The 26,628-nt window shown below is 38.1% G+C and carries 24 protein-coding genes; 16 read left to right on the top strand and 8 right to left on the bottom strand.

Annotated features, from left to right (window positions below):
- The first annotated feature begins 251 nt into the window (after positions 1-251).
- The 3 genes from JGE69_RS15735 (at position 252) to JGE69_RS15725 (ending at position 2,706) form a co-directional block, all read left to right on the top strand.
- Entirely contained in the window at positions 252-479 is a 228-nt protein-coding gene (locus tag JGE69_RS15735) for a hypothetical protein (RefSeq protein ID WP_005803268.1), read from the top strand.
- Between the two features lie 225 nt (positions 480-704).
- The gene (locus tag JGE69_RS15730) at positions 705-2,408 is read left to right on the top strand and encodes a mechanosensitive ion channel (protein WP_199114114.1); all 1,704 of its coding nucleotides are present in this window, start codon (positions 705-707) and stop codon (positions 2,406-2,408) included.
- A gap of 127 nt (positions 2,409-2,535) precedes the next feature.
- Entirely contained in the window at positions 2,536-2,706 is a 171-nt protein-coding gene (locus tag JGE69_RS15725; RefSeq protein WP_199114112.1) for a hypothetical protein, read from the top strand.
- A 12-nt stretch (positions 2,707-2,718) separates the two neighbouring features.
- On the opposite strand, the gene JGE69_RS15720 is transcribed toward JGE69_RS15725, so the two are convergent.
- The 5 genes from JGE69_RS15720 to JGE69_RS15700 all read right to left on the bottom strand — a co-directional run bounded on the left by JGE69_RS15720 (position 2,719) and on the right by JGE69_RS15700 (position 8,350).
- The gene (locus JGE69_RS15720) at positions 2,719-3,918 is read right to left on the bottom strand and encodes an NAD(P)/FAD-dependent oxidoreductase (RefSeq protein ID WP_199114109.1); all 1,200 of its coding nucleotides are present in this window, start codon (positions 3,916-3,918) and stop codon (positions 2,719-2,721) included.
- 117 nt (positions 3,919-4,035) lie between these two features.
- Positions 4,036-4,917 carry a 1-aminocyclopropane-1-carboxylate deaminase/D-cysteine desulfhydrase gene (locus JGE69_RS15715; protein ID WP_199114107.1) on the bottom strand — a complete coding sequence of 294 codons (882 nt, stop codon included), beginning with the start codon at positions 4,915-4,917 and terminating at the stop codon, positions 4,036-4,038.
- A gap of 65 nt (positions 4,918-4,982) precedes the next feature.
- Positions 4,983-6,101 carry an HlyD family secretion protein gene (locus JGE69_RS15710; protein ID WP_199114105.1) on the bottom strand — a complete coding sequence of 373 codons (1,119 nt, stop codon included), beginning with the start codon at positions 6,099-6,101 and terminating at the stop codon, positions 4,983-4,985.
- A 39-nt stretch (positions 6,102-6,140) separates the two neighbouring features.
- Positions 6,141-7,784 carry an MFS transporter gene (locus JGE69_RS15705; protein WP_199114103.1) on the bottom strand — a complete coding sequence of 548 codons (1,644 nt, stop codon included), beginning with the start codon at positions 7,782-7,784 and terminating at the stop codon, positions 6,141-6,143.
- Positions 7,781-8,350 (bottom strand): TetR/AcrR family transcriptional regulator, encoded by a 570-nt coding sequence (locus JGE69_RS15700; RefSeq protein WP_002120318.1) that lies wholly within the window; start codon positions 8,348-8,350, stop codon positions 7,781-7,783. The genes JGE69_RS15705 and JGE69_RS15700 overlap by 4 nt, the downstream gene beginning before the upstream one ends.
- 180 nt (positions 8,351-8,530) lie before the next feature.
- Between JGE69_RS15700 and JGE69_RS15695 the strand changes: the two genes are divergently transcribed.
- The 3 genes from JGE69_RS15695 to JGE69_RS15685 all read left to right on the top strand — a co-directional run bounded on the left by JGE69_RS15695 (position 8,531) and on the right by JGE69_RS15685 (position 9,821).
- Positions 8,531-9,154, top strand: a complete 624-nt coding sequence (locus tag JGE69_RS15695; RefSeq protein ID WP_199114101.1) for a LysE family translocator — start codon at positions 8,531-8,533, stop codon at positions 9,152-9,154.
- A gap of 162 nt (positions 9,155-9,316) precedes the next feature.
- Positions 9,317-9,505: an NF038215 family lipoprotein gene (locus JGE69_RS15690; RefSeq protein ID WP_199114100.1), complete on the top strand. Its 189-nt coding sequence runs from the start codon at positions 9,317-9,319 to the stop codon at positions 9,503-9,505.
- Positions 9,486-9,821, top strand: coding sequence for a calcium-binding protein (locus JGE69_RS15685; protein WP_199114099.1), 336 nt, complete (start codon positions 9,486-9,488; stop codon positions 9,819-9,821). Before JGE69_RS15690 ends, JGE69_RS15685 begins: the two co-directional genes overlap by 20 nt.
- A gap of 82 nt (positions 9,822-9,903) precedes the next feature.
- On the opposite strand, the gene metG is transcribed toward JGE69_RS15685, so the two are convergent.
- The gene (gene metG, locus JGE69_RS15680; RefSeq protein ID WP_199114139.1) at positions 9,904-11,970 is read right to left on the bottom strand and encodes a methionine--tRNA ligase; all 2,067 of its coding nucleotides are present in this window, start codon (positions 11,968-11,970) and stop codon (positions 9,904-9,906) included.
- A 284-nt stretch (positions 11,971-12,254) separates the two neighbouring features.
- Between metG and JGE69_RS15675 the strand changes: the two genes are divergently transcribed.
- From JGE69_RS15675 to JGE69_RS15665, 3 genes are all read left to right on the top strand, one after another.
- Positions 12,255-12,755: a hypothetical protein gene (locus JGE69_RS15675; RefSeq protein WP_199114098.1), complete on the top strand. Its 501-nt coding sequence runs from the start codon at positions 12,255-12,257 to the stop codon at positions 12,753-12,755.
- Positions 12,756-12,900: 145 nt separating this feature from the next.
- Positions 12,901-14,091: an iron-sulfur cluster carrier protein ApbC gene (gene apbC / locus JGE69_RS15670; RefSeq protein WP_039756274.1), complete on the top strand. Its 1,191-nt coding sequence runs from the start codon at positions 12,901-12,903 to the stop codon at positions 14,089-14,091.
- A 144-nt stretch (positions 14,092-14,235) separates the two neighbouring features.
- The gene (locus JGE69_RS15665) at positions 14,236-15,108 is read left to right on the top strand and encodes a 5'-methylthioadenosine/S-adenosylhomocysteine nucleosidase (protein ID WP_069124185.1); all 873 of its coding nucleotides are present in this window, start codon (positions 14,236-14,238) and stop codon (positions 15,106-15,108) included.
- Between the two features lie 32 nt (positions 15,109-15,140).
- On the opposite strand, the gene JGE69_RS15660 is transcribed toward JGE69_RS15665, so the two are convergent.
- Positions 15,141-15,707, bottom strand: a complete 567-nt coding sequence (locus JGE69_RS15660; protein WP_063098197.1) for a DUF2062 domain-containing protein — start codon at positions 15,705-15,707, stop codon at positions 15,141-15,143.
- Between the two features lie 362 nt (positions 15,708-16,069).
- On the opposite strand from JGE69_RS15660, the gene JGE69_RS15655 reads away from it, so the two are divergent.
- From JGE69_RS15655 to JGE69_RS15625, 7 genes are all read left to right on the top strand, one after another.
- Positions 16,070-16,663 (top strand): LysE family translocator, encoded by a 594-nt coding sequence (locus JGE69_RS15655; protein WP_005071033.1) that lies wholly within the window; start codon positions 16,070-16,072, stop codon positions 16,661-16,663.
- A gap of 114 nt (positions 16,664-16,777) precedes the next feature.
- Complete coding sequence (gene dcd / locus JGE69_RS15650; RefSeq protein WP_003653416.1) at positions 16,778-17,347, top strand: dCTP deaminase; 570 nt, start codon at positions 16,778-16,780, stop codon at positions 17,345-17,347.
- A gap of 304 nt (positions 17,348-17,651) precedes the next feature.
- On the top strand, positions 17,652-18,992 hold the full coding sequence (locus JGE69_RS15645) for a hypothetical protein (protein ID WP_060466141.1): 1,341 nt from the start codon (positions 17,652-17,654) through the stop codon (positions 18,990-18,992).
- Positions 18,993-19,209: 217 nt separating this feature from the next.
- Positions 19,210-21,246 carry a hypothetical protein gene (locus tag JGE69_RS15640; protein WP_199114097.1) on the top strand — a complete coding sequence of 679 codons (2,037 nt, stop codon included), beginning with the start codon at positions 19,210-19,212 and terminating at the stop codon, positions 21,244-21,246.
- Between the two features lie 15 nt (positions 21,247-21,261).
- Positions 21,262-21,987: a DUF6160 family protein gene (locus tag JGE69_RS15635; protein ID WP_069124188.1), complete on the top strand. Its 726-nt coding sequence runs from the start codon at positions 21,262-21,264 to the stop codon at positions 21,985-21,987.
- 32 nt (positions 21,988-22,019) lie between these two features.
- Complete coding sequence (locus JGE69_RS15630) at positions 22,020-24,431, top strand: DUF6160 family protein (protein ID WP_199114096.1); 2,412 nt, start codon at positions 22,020-22,022, stop codon at positions 24,429-24,431.
- Positions 24,432-24,592: 161 nt separating this feature from the next.
- On the top strand, positions 24,593-25,546 hold the full coding sequence (locus JGE69_RS15625) for a DUF6160 family protein (protein ID WP_199114095.1): 954 nt from the start codon (positions 24,593-24,595) through the stop codon (positions 25,544-25,546).
- A gap of 80 nt (positions 25,547-25,626) precedes the next feature.
- On the opposite strand, the gene JGE69_RS15620 is transcribed toward JGE69_RS15625, so the two are convergent.
- The gene (locus JGE69_RS15620; RefSeq protein WP_068550862.1) at positions 25,627-26,571 is read right to left on the bottom strand and encodes a tRNA dihydrouridine synthase; all 945 of its coding nucleotides are present in this window, start codon (positions 26,569-26,571) and stop codon (positions 25,627-25,629) included.
- Between the last annotated feature and the right edge of the window lie 57 nt (positions 26,572-26,628).

Here is a 26,628-nt window from a genome sequence, read left to right as displayed (position 1 = left end):
AGCCTATTTTATAAAAAGTAAGCGCTAAAACATATAGTATTACAAATAGAACCTTAAAGAAGCTCGAGCATAATTTATCAATATTTTTAAATGGCTAAATAATTTTGCCTAAATTTTATACTGTTTTTATTATTTTAATAGTAGAGTTTTGCAACTACAGACACCTTAGCATAATGCTTTTTCACACAATGCAACAAACCAAATTGCTATGATGATTATAAAGTTAATGATAAAAGAAGAGGGGAAAGAAGATGCATGATTTTTCAAAACCACCTCATGTGACGAGTCCTGAAGAAACTGCGAAAAAAAGAAGATTGCCAGTTTACATTTTAATTATTGTTGGGCTTTTTCTTATTGCACTCATCGTCTACATGGTTGCTGATCACAGCAAAACACCTAAAGAAGAAGCCGCTTTTCAACATGAGGCCACACCACATGTCATTAAGAGCACTTCAGATTTGAATATTTATAAAGGGTAATAAGCTAACCAGTATATCTTTATAGAAAGCCTTTGGGATGTGACCTGAAGGCTTTTTTTGCAACCTTTTGCATCAATTTGTTGTATTTATGCAGAAGTGTGTTGATTAGAAAATACTCAAAACATAAGGTGAGATAGACCGCATTTATCGTCATTTTTAACAACGAATGGTGTTTTTCATAATTGATGGCACTGAAAAGAACATAACAATTGAGGACATAACAATATGAATGAATTTTTTGATGGGCCTCGCGGCGCTCAGTTTGATGCGATGTATTACTGGGATCAGTTTCATCCTATTTTAGCTGCAATCGTCATCTTACTGGTTGGCTGGATAATCGCTTTATTAGTTGCGGCAGGTGTAAAAAAACTTCTGCAAAAAGTAAATACCAATGCAAAATTATCTTCAGCAACTGGGCGTGCTCCAAACATAGAAGGTCTTATTTCAAAAGTCGTATTCTGGTTTATTCTAATCTTAGCTGTTGTCGCAGCTCTCAATGTACTTAACATTAGTGGAGTAAGCGGCCCGTTCAGTAATATGGTGAATCAGGTACTCGTCTATATTCCAAATATTATTGCTGCTGTTGTGGTGGGTTTTATTGGTTGGATCGTTGCTCGACTGGTGCGAGCAGGGGTGACCAATGTTTTATCCCGAACTCAACTTGACGATAAGTTAAGCAGTGAAGTGGGTGTAGGTGGAATTAGCCAGAATATTGGTGAAATTCTTTACTGGCTTGTATTGTTACTTTTCCTTCCGATTGTTCTTTCAATATTAGGATTAACAGGCTTACTGATTCCAGTTCAAAATATGGTAAATGATGCTGTAGCATTCTTACCAAATATCTTTATTGCTGGTGTTATCGTTTTTGTTGGTTATATCTTGGCAAAAATTGTACGCGGTATTGTTGAAGGTTTAGTAAATAGCTTAGGTGTTCAGGCTCAAGCTGAAAAAATTGGTCTTTTCAAAAGCTCTAACGTAGGCAAATTCTTAGGTTCATTTGTTTTCGCAATCATCATTATTACAACATTGATTGTAGCGTTTGAAGCTTTAGGTATTGAGACAATTTCTCAGCCAGCAACTGCAATGCTCAATGAAATCTTGCAGGCGATTCCAAACATTATTGCTGCTGGTTTAATTCTACTGGTTGCTTATATTGTTTCTCGTTTTGTTGGCCGCTTAGTTGCAGAATTAATTGCAGGTACAGGTGTTGATGAGATTCCTGCAAAGTTAGATGTACAACGCTTTTTAGGTCAAACTAAAGTTTCTAATGCAGTTGGCTGGTTAATTGTATTCTTTACGATGCTATTTGCAGTTTCTGAAGCTGCGGATCGTCTTGGTTTCGATCAAATTAGTGGTCTAATCGCAATGTTTATCCGTTTCGGTGCAAACATTCTATTGGGCGCAGTAATCTTGGTTATTGGTTTTTGGCTTGCCAATGTTGTGGCGAACGTGGTTCAACGCGGCGAATATAATAGCTCGCGTTGGTTAGGTAGTTTAGTTCGTGTGTTAATTATTGGTCTTGTACTTGCGCTTGGTTTAAGAGCGATGGGTATTGCAGATTCAATCGTTAATCTTGCATTTGGTTTGACTCTAGGCGCAGTTGCAGTTGCTTTCGCTCTTGCATTTGGTTTAGGCGGTCGCCAACCAGCAGAAAGACTGTTGAGCGATTTGCTAGATAAAGCTAAAAAAGAAGCGAATGAACCAAATCCGCTTTATCAACCGCCTTCTACTACGACAACAAGCAGTCCATCTGCAGGTAACTCATCTGCAACTACGAGTTCGTCAACATCTACAGTTGTACCAACGACTACAACTTCACCGTCAACAGTTTCATCTGATGCAAAACCTGCTGACTCTGCACAAGTAAATCCAGCAGAACCACCAGTAAACAAACCGTTTGGATCTACTGGAGAAAATGACGAAATTTAGTAAGTAAAACTAATTTTCAGATAAACAGTACAAAAAATCTTTGATTTTTGTGATAAGTTCGACCACTCTATATTGAGTGGTCGTCCTTTTTTGGTCGTTATAAAAACAAATAAGTGAGGAAAATACGATGAAGAAACCAGGTCGTTTTTTAGCACCGATTGTCATTGCGGGAATTACCGTAGGTTTTTTAGCAAGTGCTTATAAATTTGTATTTAACAAATCTAATTCATCAAAACAGACAACAACTCATACGCGTAATTCTGAAAAATCGTTAAATGATTCGAAAGGCTCAAATTAGCTTATTCATCAGTTAAACGTATTGTGCTGCTGCATAAGCGGAAGACCAAGCCCATTGGAAGTTATAACCTCCTAAATGGCCAGTCACATCAAGTACTTCCCCAATAAAAAACAGTCCTTTCTGCTTTTTACTTTCCATTGTTTTGGAAGATACTTCACTTGTATCAACTCCACCTAAAGTAACTTCGGCAGTACGATAGCCTTCTGTGCCTGATGGTTTCACAGCAAAACCATGTAGTTGCTCAGCAATATGATCTAGCTGTGCATCACTGATATTACCAATTGCAGTCTCGCTCTGCTCTGGCCATATAAGTTGTTGTAACTCTTGTACAATACTTTTTGCAGTAAATTCATTCAGAAGAGTACGCAATAAAACTTTAGGTTGGGCTTTCTTTTTATCTTTTAAATAAGTTGCTAAATCTTGGCTCGGGAAAAAGTCGATTTTAAAACTTTCACCTGTATTCCAATAGTTTGAAAGCTGTAAAGAACTTGGACCACTCAAACCACGATGCGTAAACAATAAGGCTTCAGTAAAGCTATTCTTCGAGTTACTTAGAGTCACATCTAAAGCATTACCACTTAGGCGTGTAGTGACTTCTTTAATATGATCTGAAAAAGTAAATGGGACTAATCCTGCGCGAGTTGGGAAAACCTGATGTCCAAATTTTTGTGCCAGTTCATAACCAAATCCAGAACCACCTAAAGTTGGGATGGATAAACCACCTGTAGCAACCACTAATGACTCACAGCTAAATCGGCCTTGGTTTGTGTGTACAGTAAAACCGCCTTTTTCTAATGGGTCAATCTGTACAGCTTCACATTGAGTTTGGATATCAACATTATTGGTTTTATTACATTCACTCACCAGCATCTCTAAAATTTCTTTAGCGCCGTTTAGCGTGAATAATTGCCCGTGTTTTCGTTCTTCATAAGCAATTCCATAATCACATACCAAACCGATAAAGTCCCAGTTGCTATAGCGTGATAGGGCAGAAATAACGAAGTGTGGATTATGAGAAATATAGTTGTCAGGCTCTACATAAAGGTTGGTAAAGTTACACTTACCACCGCCTGACATTAAAATCTTTTTACCAATTTTATTGGCTTTTTCTAAAATTAAAACCGAGCGCTCTCGTTTAGCAGCATGGGCAGCCAACATGAGTCCAGAAGCACCTGCACCTAAGACAATGACATCGACATGACTGTTAGACATAAGAGATTCTCGATTAATCGTGAAAATTTAAAAGGGGCATATACTATCATGCCGAGCCTTAGTCATGCTAAAGACATTTACTGCTATGCGGAGTAATGTGCACTAAAAGCTAATAAGTTATTGATGTGATTTATTTCTTATATCTGCCTGTAAACCACCAGAATGAATTGCCAGAATGCGAGTACCTTCAGAAAAGTAATTATTCTTTATAAGATCAAACAGACCAAACATCATCTTTCCCGTATAGATCGGTTCAAGTGGTACCGCATGCTGCTCTTCAAAACTTTCTATAAACGCCAATAACTCGGGTGAAGTTTTTGCATACCCACCACAGCAGTATGCATCTGTCACAGACCAGTTCTGTTTTTTGGTCCACTGCCGAATTTCTTGTTGTAAAAAGTCACCTTTTAAAGCCGAAAATCCTAAGACTTTTTGATCGGCTGAACTCCTTTCAATAAGACCCGAAATCGTTCCGCCAGTTCCTACTGCACAGCAAATCACATCATAGTTTTGCAAATCGCTTTGACTGATAATTTCCTGACAACCTTGAACTGCCAGTTCATTGGTACCGCCTTCAGGAATAATGAAAGTTTCAGGAAATTGGTGCTGTAATTGTTGAAGATAGTTTGCATCTTCTCGTAAGCGATATTCATTGCGTGAGACAAAATGTAGATGCATTCCTAAACTTTGAGCTTTTGCTAAGGTTGGATTCAGAGGTTTGTCAGCTAACTCTTCACCACGAATAATTCCAATACTTCTTAAGCCAAAAAGATGAGCTGCATACGCAGTTGCGGCAATATGGTTGGAATAAGCGCCACCAAAAGTCAAAATGCTCGATAAACCTTGTTGTTTTGCGGCAAGCAAATTGTATTTTAATTTGAAAAATTTATTACCTGAGATTTGGGGATGAATTAAATCTAGCCGCTTAATGTCGAGATGAACTAAAGAGGGGAGTTCAATGTGCTGATAGGAAACAGGTTGGGCAATGTGATCAAACATTAGAAATTGAGAAAAATAATGATTGATCACATTGTAGCTTTTTAAAGAGGTTTTTAAAAAGCTGATTAAGAGCTTGTATCGACAGAAGTAATTACTGACATGCCAGGGCGTAAGTGTTCCATTCCTTCTTGATTTGGATCTATGGCGATACGCACGGCAATTCTTTGAACCACTTTGGTAAAGTTTCCTGTTGCATTGTCAGGCTTTAACACACTGAACTCGGAACCCGCAGCTGGTGAGATCTGCTCAACATGTCCTGTAAATTTTTTGTGTTTCATGGCATCGACTGTAAACCACGCTTTTTGTCCAACTCGCATATTGGCAATTTGGGTTTCTTTAAAGTTGGCAATCACCCAAGTTTGCTGTGGAATCAGATAGAGTAACTGTGATCCTGCGGCCACATATTGCCCAACACGAGGGTTCACCTCACCAAGTTGACCATCCATTGGAGCAACAATAACGCTATAGTCTTTGGTAGTTTGTGCCTGATCTAGTTGTGCCTTAGCACTTGAGACTTGCGCTTCTAAGCCAGCTTCTGCAACCTGCGCCGTTTTAAGTGCTTCTTTGGCAACTAAAACATTGGCTTCTGCCTGCTTCAGTGCTGCAAGGTTATTTTCAGCATCTGCTGCGGCTTTATCTTGCTCAGATTTAGATGCTGCTCCACTATTTCCTAACTGTTGATATCGTCTAAGTTGTGCTAAAGAAAGCTCATATTGAGCCCTAACTTGTTCAACTTTAGCCTGTGCAGCCACAATATCAGCTTGTTTTTGAGCAATAGACTGTGTCTGATTGGCTAAAGTATTTTTAGCTTGTTCAACTCCAGAAGCCGCTTGCGCTACTTTTTGGTCGTAAGTGGTTGCATCAATATGCATTAATACTTGACCCTTTTTAACGTGGTCAAAGTCCTTAACTAATACATCTTTAACATAGCCATTAATTTGCGACGATAAAATCGTTGTTTTACCTTTAACATAACTATTGTCAGTTTGCTGAACGCTTGTTGCGAAAGGTCCGATTCTCCATGCCCACAAAATCACTAAAATACCGACAATGAGCACAACTAGCATCCATAATAAAGTTGAGCGTTTTGTGGGAATCAGTTTACTCGCAGGTGCCGGTTCATTAGATGGAGCGGGAGCTGCTTGAGGTGGAGCTTGTTCTGGCTTGTTTTGATCATCTGACATATATCAATCTCAATTTCTATTTCATCAATAAAGAAGCCATTAAGGACGGCTAATTCCTCTGCGTTGTAGATATTTGCTACGTGCAATATTAAATCCACCCCACAAGAGGAGTGCGATAGCAAAAATACCGTTTAATGCAATAACGTCATTGTAGGCACGTACTTGCGCTTCACGAGTGACCACTTGATTAAGTGAACGCATGGATTGAGCTGTTTGTAATACTGGGTCAGTAGTCGTAACTGATGCGCTGCGTTGATATGTAGAGAGCCTTTGAGCAACTAGAGGGTCTGCTTGTTCTAAATCTTTAATAATCTCGACTTGATAGTTCTGCGTGCGGTGTTGTTGATAGGTCGAGAAGAAAGAAGACCCCACAAGACCACCAAAGGTTTGAGTTGCAGAGAACAGCACAATAAAAGTCACCACATACGAAGGGCCTTTAGCCAATGTTTGCGCAAAGCCAATCAGGAGCAATGGTCCAATAAATAAACCACCTGCAAAGCCTACTAAAAACTGACTTGCAAAGAAGTTAACAGGTCGGACATCACTGGTTAAGTGATAATCTAATCCACACGCGACTAAAATTAAAAATTCTGCAAAAAGTAAGTGGAAGATAATCCGTTCGCGTGAAAAAGTCAGTGCGCTAAAAAGTGTTCCGCTTAAAATCCCTATCAATATGACCACATAGAGTGGAACAAATTGGTCAGGACCCATTCCCATGGTTTTTAAGAAATTAACAGCTGCGTAGCTTTGTTCTGACATTAAAAGTCGAATAGCAAAGGCACCAAAAATGAAGCGTAGGGTCGAAGCGGCACCTAACCAGCGTGTCATAATTAATGGATTGGCACGATAGTGTTCATAGAGCAACCCCAAAACAACTAAACTAAAACCTGCAATTAAGACGTAAGCAAGCCATTCACTGTTAAACCACCATAAAATTGGACCTTGCGTGAGCACAATACACAAGCAGGCAAAACCTGGAGCCAATAAAGCAAATGTAAAGAAATCCTGCTTCTCAAAAACATAAATTCTTAAGCTTCGCGGTAATTTCAATGAAACGACCATGGCTAAACAACAAAGTGCTAAGCCGAGCTCAAAGGTATATAGAACAGACCAACTGTCTGTATTTACAAGAAATGGAGAAATAATCCAGGCGAGGGGAACACCTAACTGCTGAAAACCAAAGGCAATATATATACCTTTTGCCATGTCTGCTTTTTTAAAAGCTTGCATGGTGTAATACATACCTAAAGAGCTTAATGGCGCACCAGCTAAACCTGCCACAACTCGAGCGAATAGTGCCATTTCATAGGTATGCACAAAAATATGTAATACCAAAACCGCAATAAAAATCACGAGTCCTATTTCTGAAAACACTCTCAAACCATACTGTTGCCGGGCTTTAAATAAAATCAGGTTTGAACTGACATTTGCCATGACATAAGCAGCAGGCAACCAAGCCGCTTCGGAAGGAGTTAGACCATACTCACCTTGGATTAAAGGTAAATTTGCCGTAATAAAACCATTACTTAAGCTTGCCGAAAGGGCGATAAATAAACCAATAAAAAAGTAAATAAACCGCTTAGGTACAGAGTGTGCAATAGCTGCTGGTGAACCAGGTAAAGTCGGTTGCTCTTCTGGGGTCCAGTCGGGTGGTGTTTCTAAGTAACGAGGCGTTTTACTCATTCTATCCCTCGAATTTTTTGTATTTGAATACCATGAAATAGTAATTCAATTGCTCGTTTTGCTAAGCGAGTCTGTTCTTCTGGCTCATGTCCTTGAAATGAAGAACCCAACATTGCTGTGACCATTGCATAGTCATCGGCGGTCAGATCAGCTCGGCACAATTTTTGTTCTATCGCATTTTCAATCAGTGGGTTAAGTGCATTATTTCGCCGTTCATAAATTTTTAACATAATTGGATCTTGTCGATCAATCACTCTCCAAAAATCTTGCAAAATTGCGAGTTTGGGAAGTTGCCCAATATGTCCTTCAATTAAACGAAATAAACCATCCTCGAATTGTTGAAAATGAGCTGCTTTTTGCTCTAGCTGTGTAATCGCACGTTCTAAAAGTGCACTAATTAAAGCTTTTCGATCACAAAAGTTACGGTAGAACGTCGCTCTGCCTACACCAGCGTGGTCAATCACAACTTGTAAGGGAACATTAATACCATGAATACGAAAACATTCTTCGGCTGCATTGAGTAATTCATCCCGATTATGGGCAGCAATTTTTTGACGTTTACTCATGTCATCGGTTTGGGGGAGTTCTAAAGGTTATATATTTAACGGACATTTTTGTCCGTTGTGAAGATTTAAATTGTAAAAACATGAAAATTCAATTTTCATCATTTATATCTTCGCCATTTTTATATGTGTCACAAAAAGCTGTTAGAATACCGCGCAATTGCGTGATGCTAGGTCAATACAATGTTTGAGTCCCTTATTCCTCTTTTTTCAATTGCGATGGCATTGATGCTTGGAGCAATAAGTCCTGGGCCAAGCTTTATTTATGTTGCACAAAATTCAATTTCTAAATCACGTAAACATGGGTTGTTTACCGCTTTAGGGACGGGGACAGGTGCAGCACTTTTTGGTCTATTAGCAGTTATGGGATTGCAAGCAGTTTTATTGGCGGTGCCTTCTGCTTATCTAATTTTAAAAATTGGTGGTGGTCTATATTTACTTTGGCTGGCCTTTAAAATTATTAAACATTCTAAAGAACCAATTGCGATGGAAAACGATGGCAAATCGAAAATGACCTATAAACAGGCATATCGATATGGCTTAATTACCCAGTTAAGTAATCCAAAAATCGCAGTTGTGTTAGCCAGTGTATTTACTGCTTTGTTGCCAAAAGAAATTCCAAATTATTACTATGTCGCATTACCAGTGATTTGTTTTATGATTGATGCTGGTTGGTATTCATGTGTTGCGATGCTGTTATCTTCAGAGAAGCCTCGAAAAATGTACTTAAAAGCAAAAACAGGGGTGGATCGAGTTGCTGGAAGTATTGTGAGTGTATTAGGCTTAAAGTTAATTTTCTTCAAATGATAAGTCTTTAATTAAAATATCTAAAAAATCCAAAGTCAGCTATTTATAGTCTGGCTTTATTTTTGCGCAAAATACATACAAATTGAAATATCTTTTTTAGCACTTAAATACTTTAAAAGTGGTAACTTAATAAATAAAACAAAAAGAAATGAGGATCACGTTATGAAAAAACTAATGGTGAGCATTTCTGTAGTTTTTCTCATCTTAACTACAGGATGTGAGATGAGAACGATGAGTAAGCAACAACCTTCAAATGAACGGGCGATGAGTATTGCTGGTTCTCCAGTTCACGAAAAGGACTATAAAATTTCCGATATACAAGTGAATAATCATGAGCAATCTAACTATTAAGTTACTTGCTGGATGTGCAACTTACTTTATTTTGAATATGGTAAGTGCATGTGAGCCTGCTTCTTTAGATTGGGAGCTTTTTCAGGAAAAATATGATTTAAATCATGATGGCATGTATAGCCAAAAAGAATTTCAACGGGTTGAAGACTTTTATCCTTATAACTGGCCGAGTGATAAGCGTTTTCAAGGTGAAAACAAGCAGACAGAGCTATTTCATTATTTAGATGAAAATAAGAATGGCTATTTAACAAATGAAGAGTTGGGAAATATACACGTTTTATTTAATAACCCTTGCGAAGGGTGGCCGTGGTCCTAATTTAGTAAGCCCCGTTTAAACCTATTCAAAGCCCTTAAAAATAAAAAAGCTCCCAATTTAGGGAGCTTTTTTTGAAAGCAGATTAAGAAACTTTATCGCCAGGTTTCGCACCGCTGTCTGGAGAAATAATGAAAATACCTTCACCATTTCCGGCAGCAAGTACCATACCGTTTGAAATACCAAAACGCATTTTTCGTGGTGCAAGGTTAGCAACCATAACAACCAATTTACCTTTTAGGTCTTCTGGTGCGTATTGGCTACGAATGCCACTGAATACATTGCGTGGTTCAGCTTCACCAACGTCTAAAGTAAGTTGTAGTAGTTTATCTGAACCTTCAACTGTACCTGCTTCAACGACCTGAGCAACACGTAAGTCAACTTTTAAGAAATCTTCAATACCGATAATTTCAGCTTCACCAACTGCTGGAGTAGGGGCTGCTTTTTTCTCAGCTGCTTTGTCTTTTTTCGTTGCCGCTTTTGCTGCTTCTGGAGCAGGAGCACCTAAAGACTCTTTAGATGCATCAACCATAGCTGCAACAGCTTTTGGATCAACACGCTGCATAAGCGGTTGGAACTGCGCAATCTCATGGCTTACAAGAATTTGTTTGCGTGACTCGAAATCGAAGCTTTCAAGTTTTAAGAAATCTTGAACTTGTTGAGCTAAAGTTGGTAGAACTGGAGCTAAGTACACTGCGAGTTGACGGAATAAGTTGATACCCACAGAGCAGACGTCAAGAACTTGTTGCTCTTGACCTTCTTGTTTAGCAAGTGCCCAAGGCTTTTTCTCATCAATATATTGGTTTGCACGGTCAGCTAGCGCCATGATTTCACGGATCGCCGTAGAGAATTCACGTGCTTCATATGCAGCAGCGATTGAACCGCCAGCATCAATAAAACTTTGTACTAAATCAGTTTCTGCACATTGAGTAGATAACGTATTGTTAAAGCTGCTGTTGATGAATTTCGCACAACGGCTAGCAATATTAACGACTTTACCGACTAAGTCTGAATTTACTTTTTGAACAAAGTCATCAAGATTTAAGTCAGAGTCTTCAACTTTATCTGAAAGTTTAGACGCAAAGTAGTAGCGTAAATATTCTGGGTTTAAATGCTGTAAATACGTCTCGGCCTTAATGAAAGTACCGCGAGACTTAGACATTTTTTGTCCATTTACAGTTAAGAAACCATTTACAAAAAGACCAGTTGGAGTGCGATAGTTCGCACCTTCAAGCATTGCAGGCCAGAATAAAGCATGGAAATAAACGATGTCTTTCCCAATAAAATGATAAACATCGTTTTGGCTGTCTTTTTTCCAGAAATCATCAAAGTTTAAATCTGGGCGTTTAGTTTTGATATAGTTTTCAAAACTAGACATATAACCAATTGGGGCATCTACCCATACGTAGAAATATTTATTTGGCGCGTCTGGAATTTCAAAGCCAAAATATGGTGCATCACGAGAAATATCCCAGTCTGCTAAGCCAGCTTCAAACCATTCATCTAACTTGTTCGCAATTGAAAGAGGTAAACGTCCTTCATCACGCGTCCATTTCTGCAAATATTCAGCGAAGTTAGGAAGTTTGAAGAAGTAGTGATCTGATGATTTTTCAACTGGTGTTGCACCACTTAAAGTCGAACGCGGGTTAAGTAACTCGGTCGCATTATAAGTTGTACCACACACTTCACATGAGTCGCCGTATTGATCTTCTGACTTACATTTTGGGCATGTACCCTTAATGAAACGGTCAGACAAGAACATCCCTTTTTCTGGGTCAAATAATTGAGTTACAGGACGAACTGCAATATTTCCAGCTTCACGGTTTTTAATATAGATATCTGTTGAACGTGCTTTGTTTGCATCGCTATGCGTTGAATCGTAATGATCGAAATGTACGCCAAAACCGTCAAAATCACGGATGTGTTCTTTTTGAACATTCGCAATTTGCTCTTCTGGGCTAATACCATTTGCTTCGGCACGTAGCATAATTGCTGTACCGTGAGCATCATCCGCACATACATAAGTCACATCATGACCCATTGCTCGCATGGCACGAACCCAGATATCTGCCTGGATGTAACCGAGTAGATGACCCATATGAATTGGACCATTAGCATAAGGGAGGGCATTAGTGACTAAAATTTTACGCACGGATTTCATTCTCTCATTCGTATTTATAAGGTGGAAGATTTTAACTGATGCACGGAGATAAGCAAAGATTAATAATCTCCGGCTTGGCATAAGAGATTTCTATTAAAATGGATTTTGGCTAGAGGTGGTTTCTCTTTAGAACAGATAAACAAATCGAAAAATATTTGAATCTTCCTGTATTGTCTTTGTTTCAAATTGCAGTTACGGTCAGAAAATAAGCCATAACGATGTATAACTAGTAACTTATTCAGGTAATTTTTTAATTAACTATGAGGATAACAACGATGACTACAGAAAATAAATTAGATGAATTAAAGGCAAAAGCGGCTGATGCAAAAGTACAAGGTGAAAAAACTTTGGACGATTTAAAGGAAAATGTAAAAGAGAAGCAAGCTGCTGGTAAAGAAGCAGTTGAAGATAAGGTAGACCAATTAAAAGCAAAAGCAGCTGATGCGAAAGTACAAGGCGAAAAAGCTTTGGACGATTTAAAGGAAAATGTAAAAGAGAAACAAGCTTCTGGTAAAGAGGCTCTTGAAGAAAAAGCAACTGATTTAAAAGGTAAACTTGAGGATGCTCAGCATAGTCTACAAGATAAGTTTGATCACTTGCGTACAGAAGCAGCTCATAAACTTGACGATGCTAAAGCCAAAGCTGCGGAATTAAAGGAAGAGGCTGCTACAAAATTGGATGAGTTGAAAACGCAAGCAACCGCAAAACTTGATGAGTTGAAGAAAACTGCGACCGATAAACTCAATAAATTAAAGAACCATGATTCTGCTGAATAAGCTGATTTAAACTAAAATCTGCACTCCTTACCTAAAAGATGAGATGTGAAGTTAGTAATTATTCATCCCAAGGTGAGCGAGTGCGGAGCAATACTGTTACACTATCTCCATTAAGCTGTAATGATCTGTTTTTGGAGTAAACAATATGTCTTGGCTTTCTTCATTAAAGTCCGTTTTTTCACCCGCACAAGAGGTGAAAGAAGATGAAATCCAAACCGTACTCCAAAACTATTTACTACCCCATTCAAAAGATGCTTTAAAGGAGCGCATTAGTCAGCTTCAAGTTCAAGGTCGTGTATTACAACTTACGATTAATACATTTCCTGATGAAAAAGAGCATTTGCAGCAAATCCATGATGATTTAGCTGGTGCATTAGAAAAGTGCGGTATTGAAGAACTTAATTTACACGTGGTTCAACAAAAGCGCCCTACACAAGAAAGTTCAAATTTACCTCCTGTGCTTGATGCCTCACCTAAATCAGAAGCAGATCCAAATAATCCACCGATTCAAAAAGCCGCTCCGCAACAAAGAGATGTTCCACTTCACCCTCGCATTAAGAATGTTATTTTAGTTTCATCTGGAAAGGGTGGCGTTGGTAAATCGACAACTACCGTCAATTTGGCGCTTGCCTTGCAAAAAATGGGTCTTAAGGTTGGGGTATTAGATGCTGACATCTATGGTCCAAGTATTCCCACAATGCTAGGAAACGCTGGCAAAACTCCACTTATTGAAAGTGAAAATTTTGTACCGTTAGATGCTTACGGTATGGCTGTACTTTCTATTGGTCATTTAACAGGTGATAACAACACACCTGTTGCATGGCGTGGACCAAAGGCAACAGGCGCTCTAATGCAATTGTTTAATCAAACACTTTGGCCTGATTTAGATGTACTCATGATTGATATGCCACCAGGTACTGGTGATATTCAGCTTACGCTTGCACAGCGTATTCCGGTTACAGGCTCCATCATTGTGACTACTCCACAAAATGTTGCCTTGCTTGATGCCACCAAAGGAATTGAGTTATTTAATAAAGTGGGTATTCCCGTATTAGGTGTTGTCGAAAACATGTCGACTCATATTTGCTCAAACTGTGGTCATGAAGAGCAAATTTTTGGTATCGGTGGTGGTGATAAGCTTTCCGAGCAATACCATATTCCATTGCTAGGCCGTTTGCCTCTAAATGCTCAAATACGTGAACATGCTGATCAGGGTAAACCGAGCGTTGTGGCAATGGATGATGCGGCTGATAGTTATATTGAGATTGCTAAAGCAGTCTGGCAGCAGATTGAAAAAATCCCTCAACGCACACGTGATGATAAGCGTATTTTCTAATTTATTAAAACCCGGCTTTAAGTCGGGTTTTTTTATCATCTGATTAAAATAAAAAATTAAATTACTGAATCCTAATAACAAAGCTGAACTTGAAATTGGCATGTAGATTGCTACCTTACACTTTTTAAAAAGAAAGGTTAAAAAATGCAATTTAAGTATAGTTTGGGCGTAATCAGTTTATGTAGCGCTTTATTTTTTGTTGGATGTAACGATGACAACTCATCTGCTTCACAAACCCCAACAGTTCAGGAACAAAAACAGAAGTTACAGCCGATCATTATTCAGGGTGCTTTGCCAGTAGAATCGGAAAAAATGGCTTCAAAATTAGAGAATAAGACTATTGAAGAAATTGGTGGGTGGAAATTCTGGAAGGGTACCTATAACGGTTATCCAATGATTATTTCTAAAACTCGCATGGGTATGAGTAACTCTGCTGCAGCAACTGCTCTAGCGATTGAGCGTTATAAACCAATTGCGATCATTAATCAGGGAACTTCAGGTGGACATGATCCTGATTTGCACGTTTACGATATTGTTTTAGGAAAATATACAACCAATATTGGTGCATTTAGAACACCTAAACAGCCAGTGGGCGGTGGTTCAGACTCACTCACATGGGTTGAGGCTTTTGATGTTTTGCCAACTCAAGAATCAAATCCAGAACCGATTGCAATACGCAAATTTGAAGGTGACCAAGAGTTGTTAATGGCAGCACATAAAGTCCGTTATGATAAAGGTGATGTGGTTGAAGGAACGATTGGTTCAGCAGATGTCTGGAATAATGAGCTAGATCGTATTCAATTTTTCCATCAACGTTATGGTACTTCTGTTGAAGAAATGGAAGCAGCATCTGTTGCACAAATCGCAAGCCAGTTTAATGTTCCTTTCCTCGGCATTCGAATCTTATCTAATAATATTACCAATAATGGAGCTTATGACCCTGGTACAGGAGAGGCTTGCCAAGAGTATGTACTTAATGTGGCCGAAGAATATATGAAATCAAAACTGCCAAAATAATGATTTAAACTTATGCAAGAAGAGTGAAAATTTTATAAAACCTCTTCTTGCTTCTTTTGACGATGTCTACTTTTCCAGTTTTTAACGACCATCCAGCGCCAGAAAATTTCTGTGCATATATATAAAATAACGGCAAATACAAAAGCTTCCACGACTAGACCTGTCATCAAGATTTTCGCGAGACTAAAATCAATGTGGCCATGGCCGAAATGAGTAATCCAACGAGAAATCTGATGCAATACACCCAGTAACATTTCTTTGTTAATCATATGCACATGAAAAATGTGAGCACCGAACCAAAAACCGATATATAGAATAGGAACTAATGTAAGCGGGTTACTTAACCAAGCGAGCATCAAGCTAATTGGTAAATTTACTTCGAATAGTAATACAGCCATCACAATAAATATGCTGTGAAAAGGAATAGGCAGTAAACCAAAAAAAGTTCCGACAAAAACAGCTCGGGTAATTGATTTTCGATTGACATACCAAAGCACAGGATTAAGGGTCTTTTTACCAAAAATCCTTAGAAATTTCATATTTGAAACTTTCTCGGGGGAGGGAAGCCAAGATTGAAAAAAATGCTTTGCCATAATCATTAAGGGTAGTAAAGCGCGATGCTCTATATAAAAAATCAGAAACAATATATGAATTGAAACTTATTAAAAGCTTAAAATTTAAACTTACCATTACTATATATTTTTTATTATAAAGACTTTTGATGGAAAAATAGACTTAAAATAAAAATACTTATGTTACTTAATGCGTAATCTATTTGAAAAGCATCACAACTGACCGTAAAGTTTTCTTCTCTAATTTTTGAAATAATTTTATAAATATTTGTTTTTATATACTTTATTTTAATTTTGAAAATAATTTGAAATACTTTGTCTTACAATTACCTTTTGCCTTGTGACAGGATATCTATTAATCTGAGATGACTATATTGTGAGGTCATTCAATGATTTCATGGCTTTTTATTGGCTTAGTAGCCACAATTTTACTTACTCCAGGCCCAACCAATACACTACTCGCTTCTTCAGGGGTACAAGTGGGTTTAAGGAAGTCAGTAAAACTTATTCCAGCAGAAGTTTTGGGTTATGTCATCTCTATTTCTGCATGGGGAATGCTGATTGGAAAAGTGTCTAGCACACTACCAATGCTGCCGCCTATTCTAAAGCTATTGAGCGCTTGCTATATTATTTTCTTAGCCATCAAGTTATGGCATACGGCAAATCAAGAAGTTGAATTAAATCAGCCAACGATTCGTGCTCGTGAGTTATTCTGCGCCACTTTATTAAACCCAAAAGCCTTACTCTTTGCCTCAGCAATTTTTCCGGTAGCTGCATGGAGTAATTTTCATATTTATTTAATTCATATGATGGCTTATTTAGCGCTTATTACCCCAATTGCATTGTTCTGGATTTTCTTGGGATCGGTTTTAGCTTCTAAAAAAGTAGGTTGGTTAAATCAAACTAACTTACAAAAAACAGCTTCACTTGTATTGGTCAGCTTTTCAATTCCAATTAGTTATTCTGCTTTATTGAACCTCTAAATGTGCAGCTGAGCTATTCTTATTTATTTGAGTAGCTCTGTGTTGTTTTCATAATTGGTTTTTTAAGTTAAAGTACGTCGAAATCAATGAATTTACCTTTTGGATAGAAAATACATGGCCATTAAGTCTGATCGTTGGATTCGCGAGATGAGCGAAAAACACGGCATGATTGAACCTTATGCAGAGAATCAAGTCCGTTTTGATGAAAATGGTGAAAAGTTGATTTCCTACGGGGTCTCTAGCTATGGTTATGATGTACGCTGTGCCCGTGAATTCAAAGTTTTTACAAACGTACATTCTGCAATTGTCGATCCAAAGAATTTTGATGACAAAAGTTTTATCGATATTGAGTCTGATGTTTGTATTATTCCGCCAAACTCATTTGCCCTAGCGCGTACAATTGAATATTTCCGTATTCCTCGCAATGTGTTAACAGTGTGCTTAGGTAAATCGACCTACGCTCGTTGCGGTATTATTGTAAATGTGACTCCATTAGAACCTGAATGGGAAGGTCACGTTACTTTAGAATTTTCAAATACAACAAATTTACCTGCACGTATTTATGCAGGGGAAGGCGTAGCACAAATGCTATTCTTTGAAAGTGATGAAGTATGTGAAACCTCTTATAAAGACCGTGGTGGTAAATACCAAGGTCAAACAGGTGTTACACTTCCTAAAACTTAATGTTTCCTCGATGAAAAGATTTTAAAAAATAATGGGTCACTTAGGTGGCCCAATTTTATAAATAAAATTTTTGTGAGAAGCGTTTATCGGAATTATGATAAACGACAGTTTCCTTTTGTAGAAAATGATATAAAATGATCAATAATTGATTTGTTTTTTTGTTCTGCATCACAGAATTTAAAAGCAAATATGATTGATATAGGCTCTCTTTGATAATGTTTAGTTAAATACATTATCAAATGTAGATAGGCCAAATAAAAAGAAATTAAACAGGATTATGCCCCCACGGATACGGAGGTCGGCCATGCGACAGTTTACGTCTCTTCGAGTAGCACTTTTGACACTCGGAAGCTTATGTTTTTCTTCAGCTTACGCTGCTTCTACACTAGTCCCTATGTCAGATTCGGAACTATCAGCAACTCGGGGCCAAGCCTTGATGAGTATGTCTTATATTGCGCCTACGGACTCTGCAAACTTAGAAAAATTGCGTGATAGTAATAGCAATGTGGGTTTTTATAAATTAGGTTTAGATGCTGATGTCGAAATTAATACTAATATACGCAAGCTTCAATTAGGGTGTGGCGGTGTTAATGGTACTGGAGCATGTGATATTGATATTGATAACTTAAGTTTGAGTGGTATTTCTGATACAAATGATGGCCGCGCTAGTTCATCTGCAAAAATAACTAATCCATTTATTGAGTTTGCAATTAAAAATCCTAATAGTACTTCGTTACGCGAAGTAACTGGGATGCGAGTAAGTGCAGAGGCTATCGAAGGTTTATTAACTTTTGGTACTGAAAATGGACCAACTAAAAGTGGTATTAATTCTTTAAGTGGTTATATGGAGGTTGCTCAAGCTGGAGGTACAGTTAAAGTAAATCCTGTAAGTGGTTTGAGACCAGCTGATGTGAATAATACTCAAATCTCTGGTGAAGCTTGTGGATATCTAGCTTGTGTACCTTTTAAGACATATGACTATACATTGAATTTAACGACAGATGCAGCTGGCAACTCAACTGATAAATTGACTGGTACTTTAGTTCTACCTCAGCAAACAATTACTGGTAAACGTATTTCTGTAGCGCCATTAAAAGCCACAGCAACGGTAAGTGGTATTAATGTATCAGGTAATATTAAGGCTATGGCGGCAGGAATTTTAAATTTAGATAAATCTGTTACAGGTTCTATTAATAATTTAACTGTAAATGTTGATATTTCAGAAGATTTGGGGTTCTTTCATAAGGCTAACTTAAATGGTTCCCCTGTTTCATTATCGCTTCAGGGAAATGATATACGTTGGCCTGGTTCTAAATCGATAGCGCAGCGAGGCTGGTGGTTAGAACTTTCAAATCCAATTGATATTGGAGATATTACTCCGGTCGATTCTGTAAGTATTGCAAATAAAACAATTGAAGAGACTTTAGCACTTGTAAGTGAGAAATTAAGTACGGGTACAAGAGGCGATACAAAAGTAGACTGCGGTGCTGTAGGTCTTTTAAGTTGTATTGGTGGTAGCACGATTAATATTGGCAACTTAAATTTAGCAGGTGCAACTCCAGTACAGATGTCATTAAGCAATTTGGTTTTAAAAAATCAAAGTTTCGCACCTAACTGTCATGGAGCAAATGTAAAATTTTGCTAAAAGTTTAAACTATTTCATTCATCGGAAATTTAGATTTTTATGCCTTTTTTTTTGCATTTGTGCAAATATTGCACATAATGGAAATGTGGAAAAGTTGGCAATATCTTTTAGATTTGTCTCTTTGTATAAGGTGAAAAGGAGAAATTCACCTGACCTCAAGGATTGTTAAAGAAAAATAAATATGGTGCACGGCATCGTATAAAACAGGAAGGTCAAGATGACTACACTTAATTATACGGTAAGGTTTCAAAAAACCGTTTTAGCAAGTTTAATCGGGCTTTGTATCAGCCAATCTAGTTTCGCGCTTGAAGAACTTTCTGATGCAGGTTTAAGTGAAACTACAGGTGAAGGTATTGCTATCTTGCCACAGAATACTTATATGGTATTTCGTGGCGCAGGTGCTAATGAAACCTCAAATCAGATTTTAACTGATCGTACTAAAGATACAGGTTATATCAATTACGTACCTGTTGGTCCGTTAAGTATGACAGCGGCTGATACTAATAAAAATGGTTCGATTGATTCTGGCGACCGTGCAGTAGGTAAAGCTGATATTTTTCTTTATGGCTTGGCACTTTCTAAATCTGATAATGATATAAATACTCGCCTTGCTTCTACTGATGCAGCTGCTGCAATCTCAAGCTGGGGTACTGCTGTTAACCCTTGGATTTTCAAAGTTGCGACTGAAAACTCAGTGCCGAATTTTAGTGCTAATAATTGTACAGGTGCGACTGATCCAACATGTCAGGTAACTTACTTAGCTTTAGAAGCCCCTTTATATGAAGTCGGAACGAAGGATTCTGCAGGTATTGACGCTTATAAGCTAAAACTAGGCTTATGGACAGATATTTTTGTCCGAAATCCCAATAAAATAAATGGTGCGTCAGATCAATTTAATTATGGTGATGCAAATGGTTTGATCGGCACAAGTACAGATGCAAGCCGTGCAAACCGTCTTCGTTTACAAGGAGTGTGGAATAACTTTAGTTTAAACGGCAGTCGTTTACAGCTTTTCCAGACACTAGGTGGAGCGACATCTGCAGGAGGAATGAGCCCCTTCTACAATAATACTTTAGGCTTTGCTGGAGTAGTACGTTTAAATAGTGGGGATGCCTCTAATTTAAGAGCAACGATTACTTCAAATACTCCTACATCAGCAGTTGGACCATGGGTAAATCGCTATAGCACCCAATATACTGGGGCACCAAGTAATAACTCGCCAAGTTCAGACTGGTTATATCGTATTCGGAGCCAGACTACGACTGTTACATCAACTGGTTCATGGACTGCACCAACTGACAATGCAACGAGTAATGTGTTACGTTTAAGCACACGTGAATCTGGTACTGGGCAGGGTAATTTGGTAACCCCTGCAATTAATGGGGGAATTGCCCCAACTTTTGATGCGAATGAAGGTTTATACCTCTATAACCCGAATATTAACCTTGTGTTGGGCTCTTTATATCAACCATTGGTTTTAAGCTCGGATGGTAAAAACTTTAGTTTAGAACTAGCTCGTATTCCGAATAAACCTGAAATTTATAAGAAAATCTATACTGACTATACTGGAACTGATAGTAGTTATCTCGGTTCTACTTGTAATATTTATCAATGTGGCACTAATTTAACATTGGGTGGTAAAAGTTATCAGGGTTCTAGCGCAACGCATAGTAGTATTTCAATAGGATCAACTGTTTATAATGCGGCGAATAATACCTTAGAGGCATTTAAAGGGAATAGTACTCAAGATGCAGTCGGCATTTCATTTGGAAAATTGCCAACAGGTACAGTTGCCGCTACCACACAAACTAAAAACTTTTATCAACTACAAAATCAAGAACGTCGAGCGGGTAGTTATACATGTAGTTTAATTTTTACTTGTTATGATACTTGGCAATATCGTACAGCAACAGGCTGGACTGGAAATGCGGGTTCAGGATTAAAATTTGATTCTCAAGGAGCGAATTGGGCTAATATTGATAGTACTTCTTATTATAACCCGACAGTAAATAATACAGGTTATACCACCACAGATGCGGGTAATGGTACACAATATGTTGTACCAAATGGTACGCCTTTACCTGATGCACTTTATAACAATGGACGTTGGTCTACAACCACGCCTAATGCTGACTTGAATACATATAAATTATCCAGTTCACAAATTAGTTCTTCGATTAGTAATAACATGGGGTCTGCTGTCATTGACGGTGTTTTAATCCAGCACTTGAAACTGACAACTAAAGGTCTATAAGAGGAGGAGAATGCTATGAAAAAAATAAGTACTTTAATCCTCGCCCTTTGTGCAACGGTTACTCATGCAGAGCTACAAACTTTAGACAATGAAGCATTACAGGCGATAAATGGTCAGGCTGGTGCTGATTTATCTTTAATGCTTAATTTAAACCAGACTGCTAGCGGCGTATTTGACAATGGTAGTGGTGGTGTCTGTGAAAACGTAGAGTTTTGCCATATTGGCTTGGCAATTAATAAGCGTTTTGTACAAGCAGATGCGACCAAACCAAGTGGTTGGGCCGAAAATAGTGATAGTGGTAATAAACTTTGGCTTGTATTTAAAGGTGTACAAGGTACTTTAAATATTCAAAAAATGGGTTTGGATGGCGCTGATTTAAAGTATTTGGATAAAAATAATACTGAAATGATTAAGCCTGCTATTCAGCTTAGTTTTAGTGCGGCACAGCCAATTTTAATTCGTAACTTTGGTTTTAATGCTTTATCAATTGAGCAAGATAACTTTACCAGCTCAACAACAGCGCAAGGGTCGAGCGGAAATATGTATGATTATGCATATTTCAAAAAGCCAACTTATGCGGCCACTGCTAATAATGCAAACCAGCAAGTTGCTACTGCAACACCATCGGCGTATGACCATGGACGTGAAACTGGTTTTATGGGCTTGATGATGAATGGGAATTTGGCTATCCAAGGAAAAGTCATGGTGTTTAGCTGTGATGGCAGCCATCCTCGTTGTTAAGGGTTAATGTAGATTTCAAAGGAACTGAAGTGATGAAAAAAAATAAAGAAAATCACAGCGCAAAGTTTATTTTAAACGCATTAACAACCAGCATGTTGTTAGTGAGCGGACATGTTTTTGCTTTAGAAGCTTTAACTGATGCTGACTTGAGTGCTGTTAATGGGCAAGATGGGATTTCGATTCAAACGACGTTTAATGAAATCAATATTGATAATGCTTACTGGGATGACCATGCAGGTACACCTAGTAGTGCAGATCAGGTCTTAAGAGCTCAAGCGAGCGGGATAAAAGTTCAAAAAAGTAATGCATCTAGTCAGCCTTTAAGTACAAATTACCGTTTAGATGTAGGGAGTAACCCAACTACGGGTAAAACTGGACTCGACTTTTCTATGCAAAGCAGTCCATCACTTATAACTGTAAATAGTTTTAAAGTATGTAATACCTCTGCTACTTGTTCACCAACAATGGGCCAGCTGGCTATTCAAACGACTTCTCCTCTAAATTTGGCACTTACAACCCAAGATGGTCTATTTAATGCAAATAGTCAGTCAAGCATGACGCTTGGTATTAATAATGCCAATATTTATTTAGGGCAATTAGATGCTCGTAGTCAGCTAAATCAGTTAATTTTAAGAAATTTTAACTTTAATTTTGTCGGTAAAGGAGCCATGCTGATTGACCCAATTCGTGGCGTGGTTTTACAGACAAATACTGGAACTAATGTCGCTGGTGTAGGACAAACCCCAAATAGTACCTATGGCTATGTTGATTTTAATCGTGTAGCAGATTCAGCTTCTGGTCTAACAGCAGGCACATATGTAGACAGTAGTGGAAAAGTAACTAATTCAGGCCTGAATATTGAGGTCATGTTAAGTTCTAATGTCGATAAAACTAACCCTTATGCTTTAGATGCAACCAATAGTCCCCAAAATGCGAAAGGCTTGATTCGTTTAGGTGCTAGCGGACGTATGGTAAATAGTTATTTACAAGTCCGTGGTATGGATGGTACGTCAGATACAACAATATTAGGTACAGCAAATACCGCTGCGGGTACGGGCTCAAGTAATAGTATTTTAGGTAATTCTGGAATTGCCTTTCGTATGAAAGGTGAATTCACTAAAGATAATGACTCAATGCTAGGCTCAGATGGCAAAGCAACCACTTTAGAAATTGGTGGAGCAGGTCTGAATGCTTATGGTTTCGAATTTGGTAATTTAACAGGCCTTAACTCAGCTACGCGTGGTTATTTTGATAGCGGAAATATTTATTTAAATCTTGCTGATACAAAAACGTTATTAATGCCAAACAACGCGACTTTAAATGCAATTCGTTTAGGGTCGGGTACTTTAACAACAACTGCTGATTATCAACATAACATTCACCGTGATACGGTCACTAATCCGTTTAGCTTAATTCTTGCGATGCGTGGAGCAGAGTTTCAAGCATTTTCAAGACGCGGTCGTTTTACGACAAGTGCAAATGTTGCTGCTGCCAATCAGTTTGCAGACAATGGTGCAAATAACCAGTGGGGCTTAGCATTACCTTTTTATAATTTAAATGCTAACGCTGCTGTATATGGTTTAGATGCACCAGCAAATAGTGCTTATTACTATACCAAAGATGCAAATGGTAAGCCTATTCGAAATGTTGTGGCTACATCTGGAACGACTTCGCGTTTAGGTTTTGGTATTGCTGCTGGAACTACGGGACGTGATGCGACTGGAACTAAAACAACTTCAATTTTATTAATTGATGGTTCTCCAAATGCTAATAATGGTGGTAGTCCTACTGATTATTACATGGGCTTACGTAATATCGATATGTTCCTCAAAGGCAATGGAAGTATTGGTTTAGAAAATGGCAGTCTTAATATTAGTTTAAAAGAGATGCTACTTGCTTTATCAACAGAAATTGCAGCTGGTTATTTACCAGGGGCTAAATATAAAACTTGTCCAGCGACGGGTTCATGTACTTCACCTATAGATAATTTTGCCAAAAATAATGATGTCTTATTTGGTCTAAAACTCCGTTTAGGTGGCGATCTTAACTTATCAATTGTGCCAAATAGTTCAATTGCAGATGGTAGTGCTTTAACTGTACTAGGCGATTTCACAGTGCCTGCGACAGCAACTGGAAATACGGTTCAAATTAGTGATCCGATTGATGGTTCTGCAATTGGTTTTGACAGTATTACAGGAAAGCTAGCGTTTAATACCGCTTTGGTTGTGGGTAAAGATACAACAAGTGGTTTAGGTAAAGTTGGGGTAAATACAGCGGTTTATTTCAACCCTGATAAGAGCATTGACGGCGCATTACGTGTTAAAGATATTAATTTCTATCCACCTTCAACAGGAGCTGGAGCACGTTTAGGTGAGCTTGCAATTACTGGTGGACGTTTAAATAGTAGCTTTAGTATTGTGCCTAGAAATGGGGCCTTTAACTAATAAATAAAAGTGACGATTATCGTCACTTTTTTATATAAATTTTATTTTAGTGTGATTGGATTTGCATTCGTCGGGTTATAGAGATAATTGCTTTGTACTTGAATATTATTCTGATAGTCTGAACAAATAATAAGCGTTTGTCTCTTAAGGATTAGAGCGACATGAAGAATAAAAATATAGGGTTCTGGCTGCTACTTGCCAGTAGTTCAAGTGTATTTGCAATGCAACCTTTGGATGATCAAAGCCTTGCAGCAGCGACGGGCCAAAATGGCTTAACTTTAGGAATTCAGGCCGATAAAGTTAAATTTAACCAAGTCGCACTCATTGATACTAACGGTATTGCTTCAACTTCTTATAACAGTAAGGCTGGTTTTGTCATTGCTGGAAACTCTACTAATCCAGTTCCTGGTATAGAGTTTATTAAAGCCGCTGTATCGGGTAATCCTTCTTTTAATATTGCAATGGATACCGATGCTGGGGGGGGAAATCCTTTTTTAAATTTAGCTATATCTATGGGGAATGATGTAAACGGAATTCGACTTCTACCTTTTTCAGTTTATTTAGCCCCAAGTACATCTTTATCTAACCCATCCGATTATGCATTAACAAGTTATGCACCAAAATCAATTTTTAGTTCGGGAATGACAGTAAATGCAGGTGTAAAAGAAATCATTCGTTCTACTGGAAATCTAGATATTAACTTTGTACAAACCAATAAACCCCGTTTAAACATTCAACTGGGTCATGCTGCCCAGTCCGTTATGGTTAAATTTGGTGGAGCAATTCAATCTATTTGTTCTGCTGCTACGGGTTGTCCAATTACTTTAGTGTCCGATAATACAGGTGCTACATTTGGGTTTAAGTTTGCAGGAACAAATACCTCAACTGGTTTTGTATTAGATGGTTTTTATGCAGGAGTTGATCCAACTGGATTAACTTTTGGTAATACAGGTGCATCTAGTAAATTTGATGCTTCACTTAATAATGTCACTTTAGGAAATATGGGTACTCAAAATACAACAACGTTTAATAATTTACCTAATGGTTCTATGGGGAGTTTTGGTGTCACTGGCGTTTCTGTAACTGACTTTAAAATGAAAGTAAGCGGCTTTTAAAAAAGAATAATAGCTTAACCTGAAATACGAGAGGGCGACTATGAAAATAATCGCCCTCTTTTTTTAAAGGCTATGCCGAGTTAAATAGTATCTGATCTGGTGTGTTCTAATTGTTGAACAATTTCATCTAAAGCTTTAATACGTTTCACTTGGTCCCATAATTCTTTCGCTTGAGGATAGGCTTTGGTCATCATGCCTAACCACTGCTTATAACGACCCACCATTCCAATTTCTGTTTTTGCTTGACCGTTTAAAAAGCGAATTTGTAAGTCAACGAGTTGTTCCCAATTAAATAATGCTTCATCCATATTTTGGCGAATGCATTGGGTTAAATCTGGAGTCGTTACCGCACCACGGCCAATCATTAAGTCTTCACAACCAGACTGTTGCTGACAAGCTCTAGCATCAGCATTGGTCCAGATTTCACCGTTAGCAATGACATTAATTTTTAAAGCTTCTTTAATGGGTAGAATTTTTTCCCAATAAGCTGGTGGTGTATAGCCATCTGCTTTAGTTCGAGCGTGTACAGTTAACCAGCTGGCACCTGCATCTTCAACAGCGTGGGCATTTTCCATCGTATGGTTTTCATCAAGATAACCTAAACGCATTTTTGCTGAAACAGGAATATGTTCAGGTACCGCATCTCTTACTGCTTTAATCAGCAGATGTACCACGTCTGGTTCATCGAGAAGTACTGAACCACCACGATGTCGATTAACGGTTTTTGCAGGGCAACCGAAATTAAGGTCGATTGCAGGTGCACCCAATTCAACAACTTTTGCTGCATTTGCTGCCAGCATATCTGGGTTATTACCTAGGAACTGAACATGAACAGGCGTACCTGCTGCTGTTTTACCATCATTTTTTAGTTCAGGACAAAAACTATAATAGATGTGGTCTGGCAAAATACTGTCTGTAACGCGAATAAACTCGGTCACACACCAGTCGAAATCACCAACAGATGTGAGTGTATCCCGCATGATCGGGTCAGTTAAACCTTCCATTGGAGCGAGTATGAGTTTCACAGTCTGTGTCACCTGAGTAAAACGAAAAACAGCGTTATACGGGATATGCATAACGCT

The organism is Acinetobacter sp. C13 (assembly GCF_016809775.1).
Lineage (GTDB): Bacteria > Pseudomonadota > Gammaproteobacteria > Pseudomonadales > Moraxellaceae > Acinetobacter > Acinetobacter pittii.
Note: the sequence above shows the minus strand (reverse complement) of the source record. Positions and strands in the feature narration are given on the sequence as shown.

Excerpts from the sequence above, each read along its gene's own strand:
- JGE69_RS15735 (WP_005803268.1), top strand. The coding sequence starts at position 252 with ATGCATGATTTTTCAAAACCACCTCATGTGACGAGTCCTGAAGAAACT.
- JGE69_RS15730 (WP_199114114.1), top strand. The coding sequence starts at position 705 with ATGAATGAATTTTTTGATGGGCCTCGCGGCGCTCAGTTTGATGCGATG.
- JGE69_RS15725 (WP_199114112.1), top strand. The coding sequence starts at position 2,536 with ATGAAGAAACCAGGTCGTTTTTTAGCACCGATTGTCATTGCGGGAATT.
- JGE69_RS15720 (WP_199114109.1), bottom strand. The coding sequence starts at position 3,918 with ATGTCTAACAGTCATGTCGATGTCATTGTCTTAGGTGCAGGTGCTTCT.
- JGE69_RS15715 (WP_199114107.1), bottom strand. The coding sequence starts at position 4,917 with ATGTTTGATCACATTGCCCAACCTGTTTCCTATCAGCACATTGAACTC.
- JGE69_RS15710 (WP_199114105.1), bottom strand. The coding sequence starts at position 6,101 with ATGTCAGATGATCAAAACAAGCCAGAACAAGCTCCACCTCAAGCAGCT.
- JGE69_RS15705 (WP_199114103.1), bottom strand. The coding sequence starts at position 7,784 with ATGAGTAAAACGCCTCGTTACTTAGAAACACCACCCGACTGGACCCCA.
- JGE69_RS15700 (WP_002120318.1), bottom strand. The coding sequence starts at position 8,350 with ATGAGTAAACGTCAAAAAATTGCTGCCCATAATCGGGATGAATTACTC.
- JGE69_RS15695 (WP_199114101.1), top strand. The coding sequence starts at position 8,531 with ATGTTTGAGTCCCTTATTCCTCTTTTTTCAATTGCGATGGCATTGATG.
- JGE69_RS15690 (WP_199114100.1), top strand. The coding sequence starts at position 9,317 with ATGAAAAAACTAATGGTGAGCATTTCTGTAGTTTTTCTCATCTTAACT.
- JGE69_RS15685 (WP_199114099.1), top strand. The coding sequence starts at position 9,486 with ATGAGCAATCTAACTATTAAGTTACTTGCTGGATGTGCAACTTACTTT.
- JGE69_RS15675 (WP_199114098.1), top strand. The coding sequence starts at position 12,255 with ATGACTACAGAAAATAAATTAGATGAATTAAAGGCAAAAGCGGCTGAT.
- apbC (WP_039756274.1), top strand. The coding sequence starts at position 12,901 with ATGTCTTGGCTTTCTTCATTAAAGTCCGTTTTTTCACCCGCACAAGAG.
- JGE69_RS15665 (WP_069124185.1), top strand. The coding sequence starts at position 14,236 with ATGCAATTTAAGTATAGTTTGGGCGTAATCAGTTTATGTAGCGCTTTA.
- JGE69_RS15660 (WP_063098197.1), bottom strand. The coding sequence starts at position 15,707 with ATGATTATGGCAAAGCATTTTTTTCAATCTTGGCTTCCCTCCCCCGAG.
- JGE69_RS15655 (WP_005071033.1), top strand. The coding sequence starts at position 16,070 with ATGATTTCATGGCTTTTTATTGGCTTAGTAGCCACAATTTTACTTACT.
- dcd (WP_003653416.1), top strand. The coding sequence starts at position 16,778 with ATGGCCATTAAGTCTGATCGTTGGATTCGCGAGATGAGCGAAAAACAC.
- JGE69_RS15645 (WP_060466141.1), top strand. The coding sequence starts at position 17,652 with ATGCGACAGTTTACGTCTCTTCGAGTAGCACTTTTGACACTCGGAAGC.
- JGE69_RS15640 (WP_199114097.1), top strand. The coding sequence starts at position 19,210 with ATGACTACACTTAATTATACGGTAAGGTTTCAAAAAACCGTTTTAGCA.
- JGE69_RS15635 (WP_069124188.1), top strand. The coding sequence starts at position 21,262 with ATGAAAAAAATAAGTACTTTAATCCTCGCCCTTTGTGCAACGGTTACT.
- JGE69_RS15630 (WP_199114096.1), top strand. The coding sequence starts at position 22,020 with ATGAAAAAAAATAAAGAAAATCACAGCGCAAAGTTTATTTTAAACGCA.
- JGE69_RS15625 (WP_199114095.1), top strand. The coding sequence starts at position 24,593 with ATGAAGAATAAAAATATAGGGTTCTGGCTGCTACTTGCCAGTAGTTCA.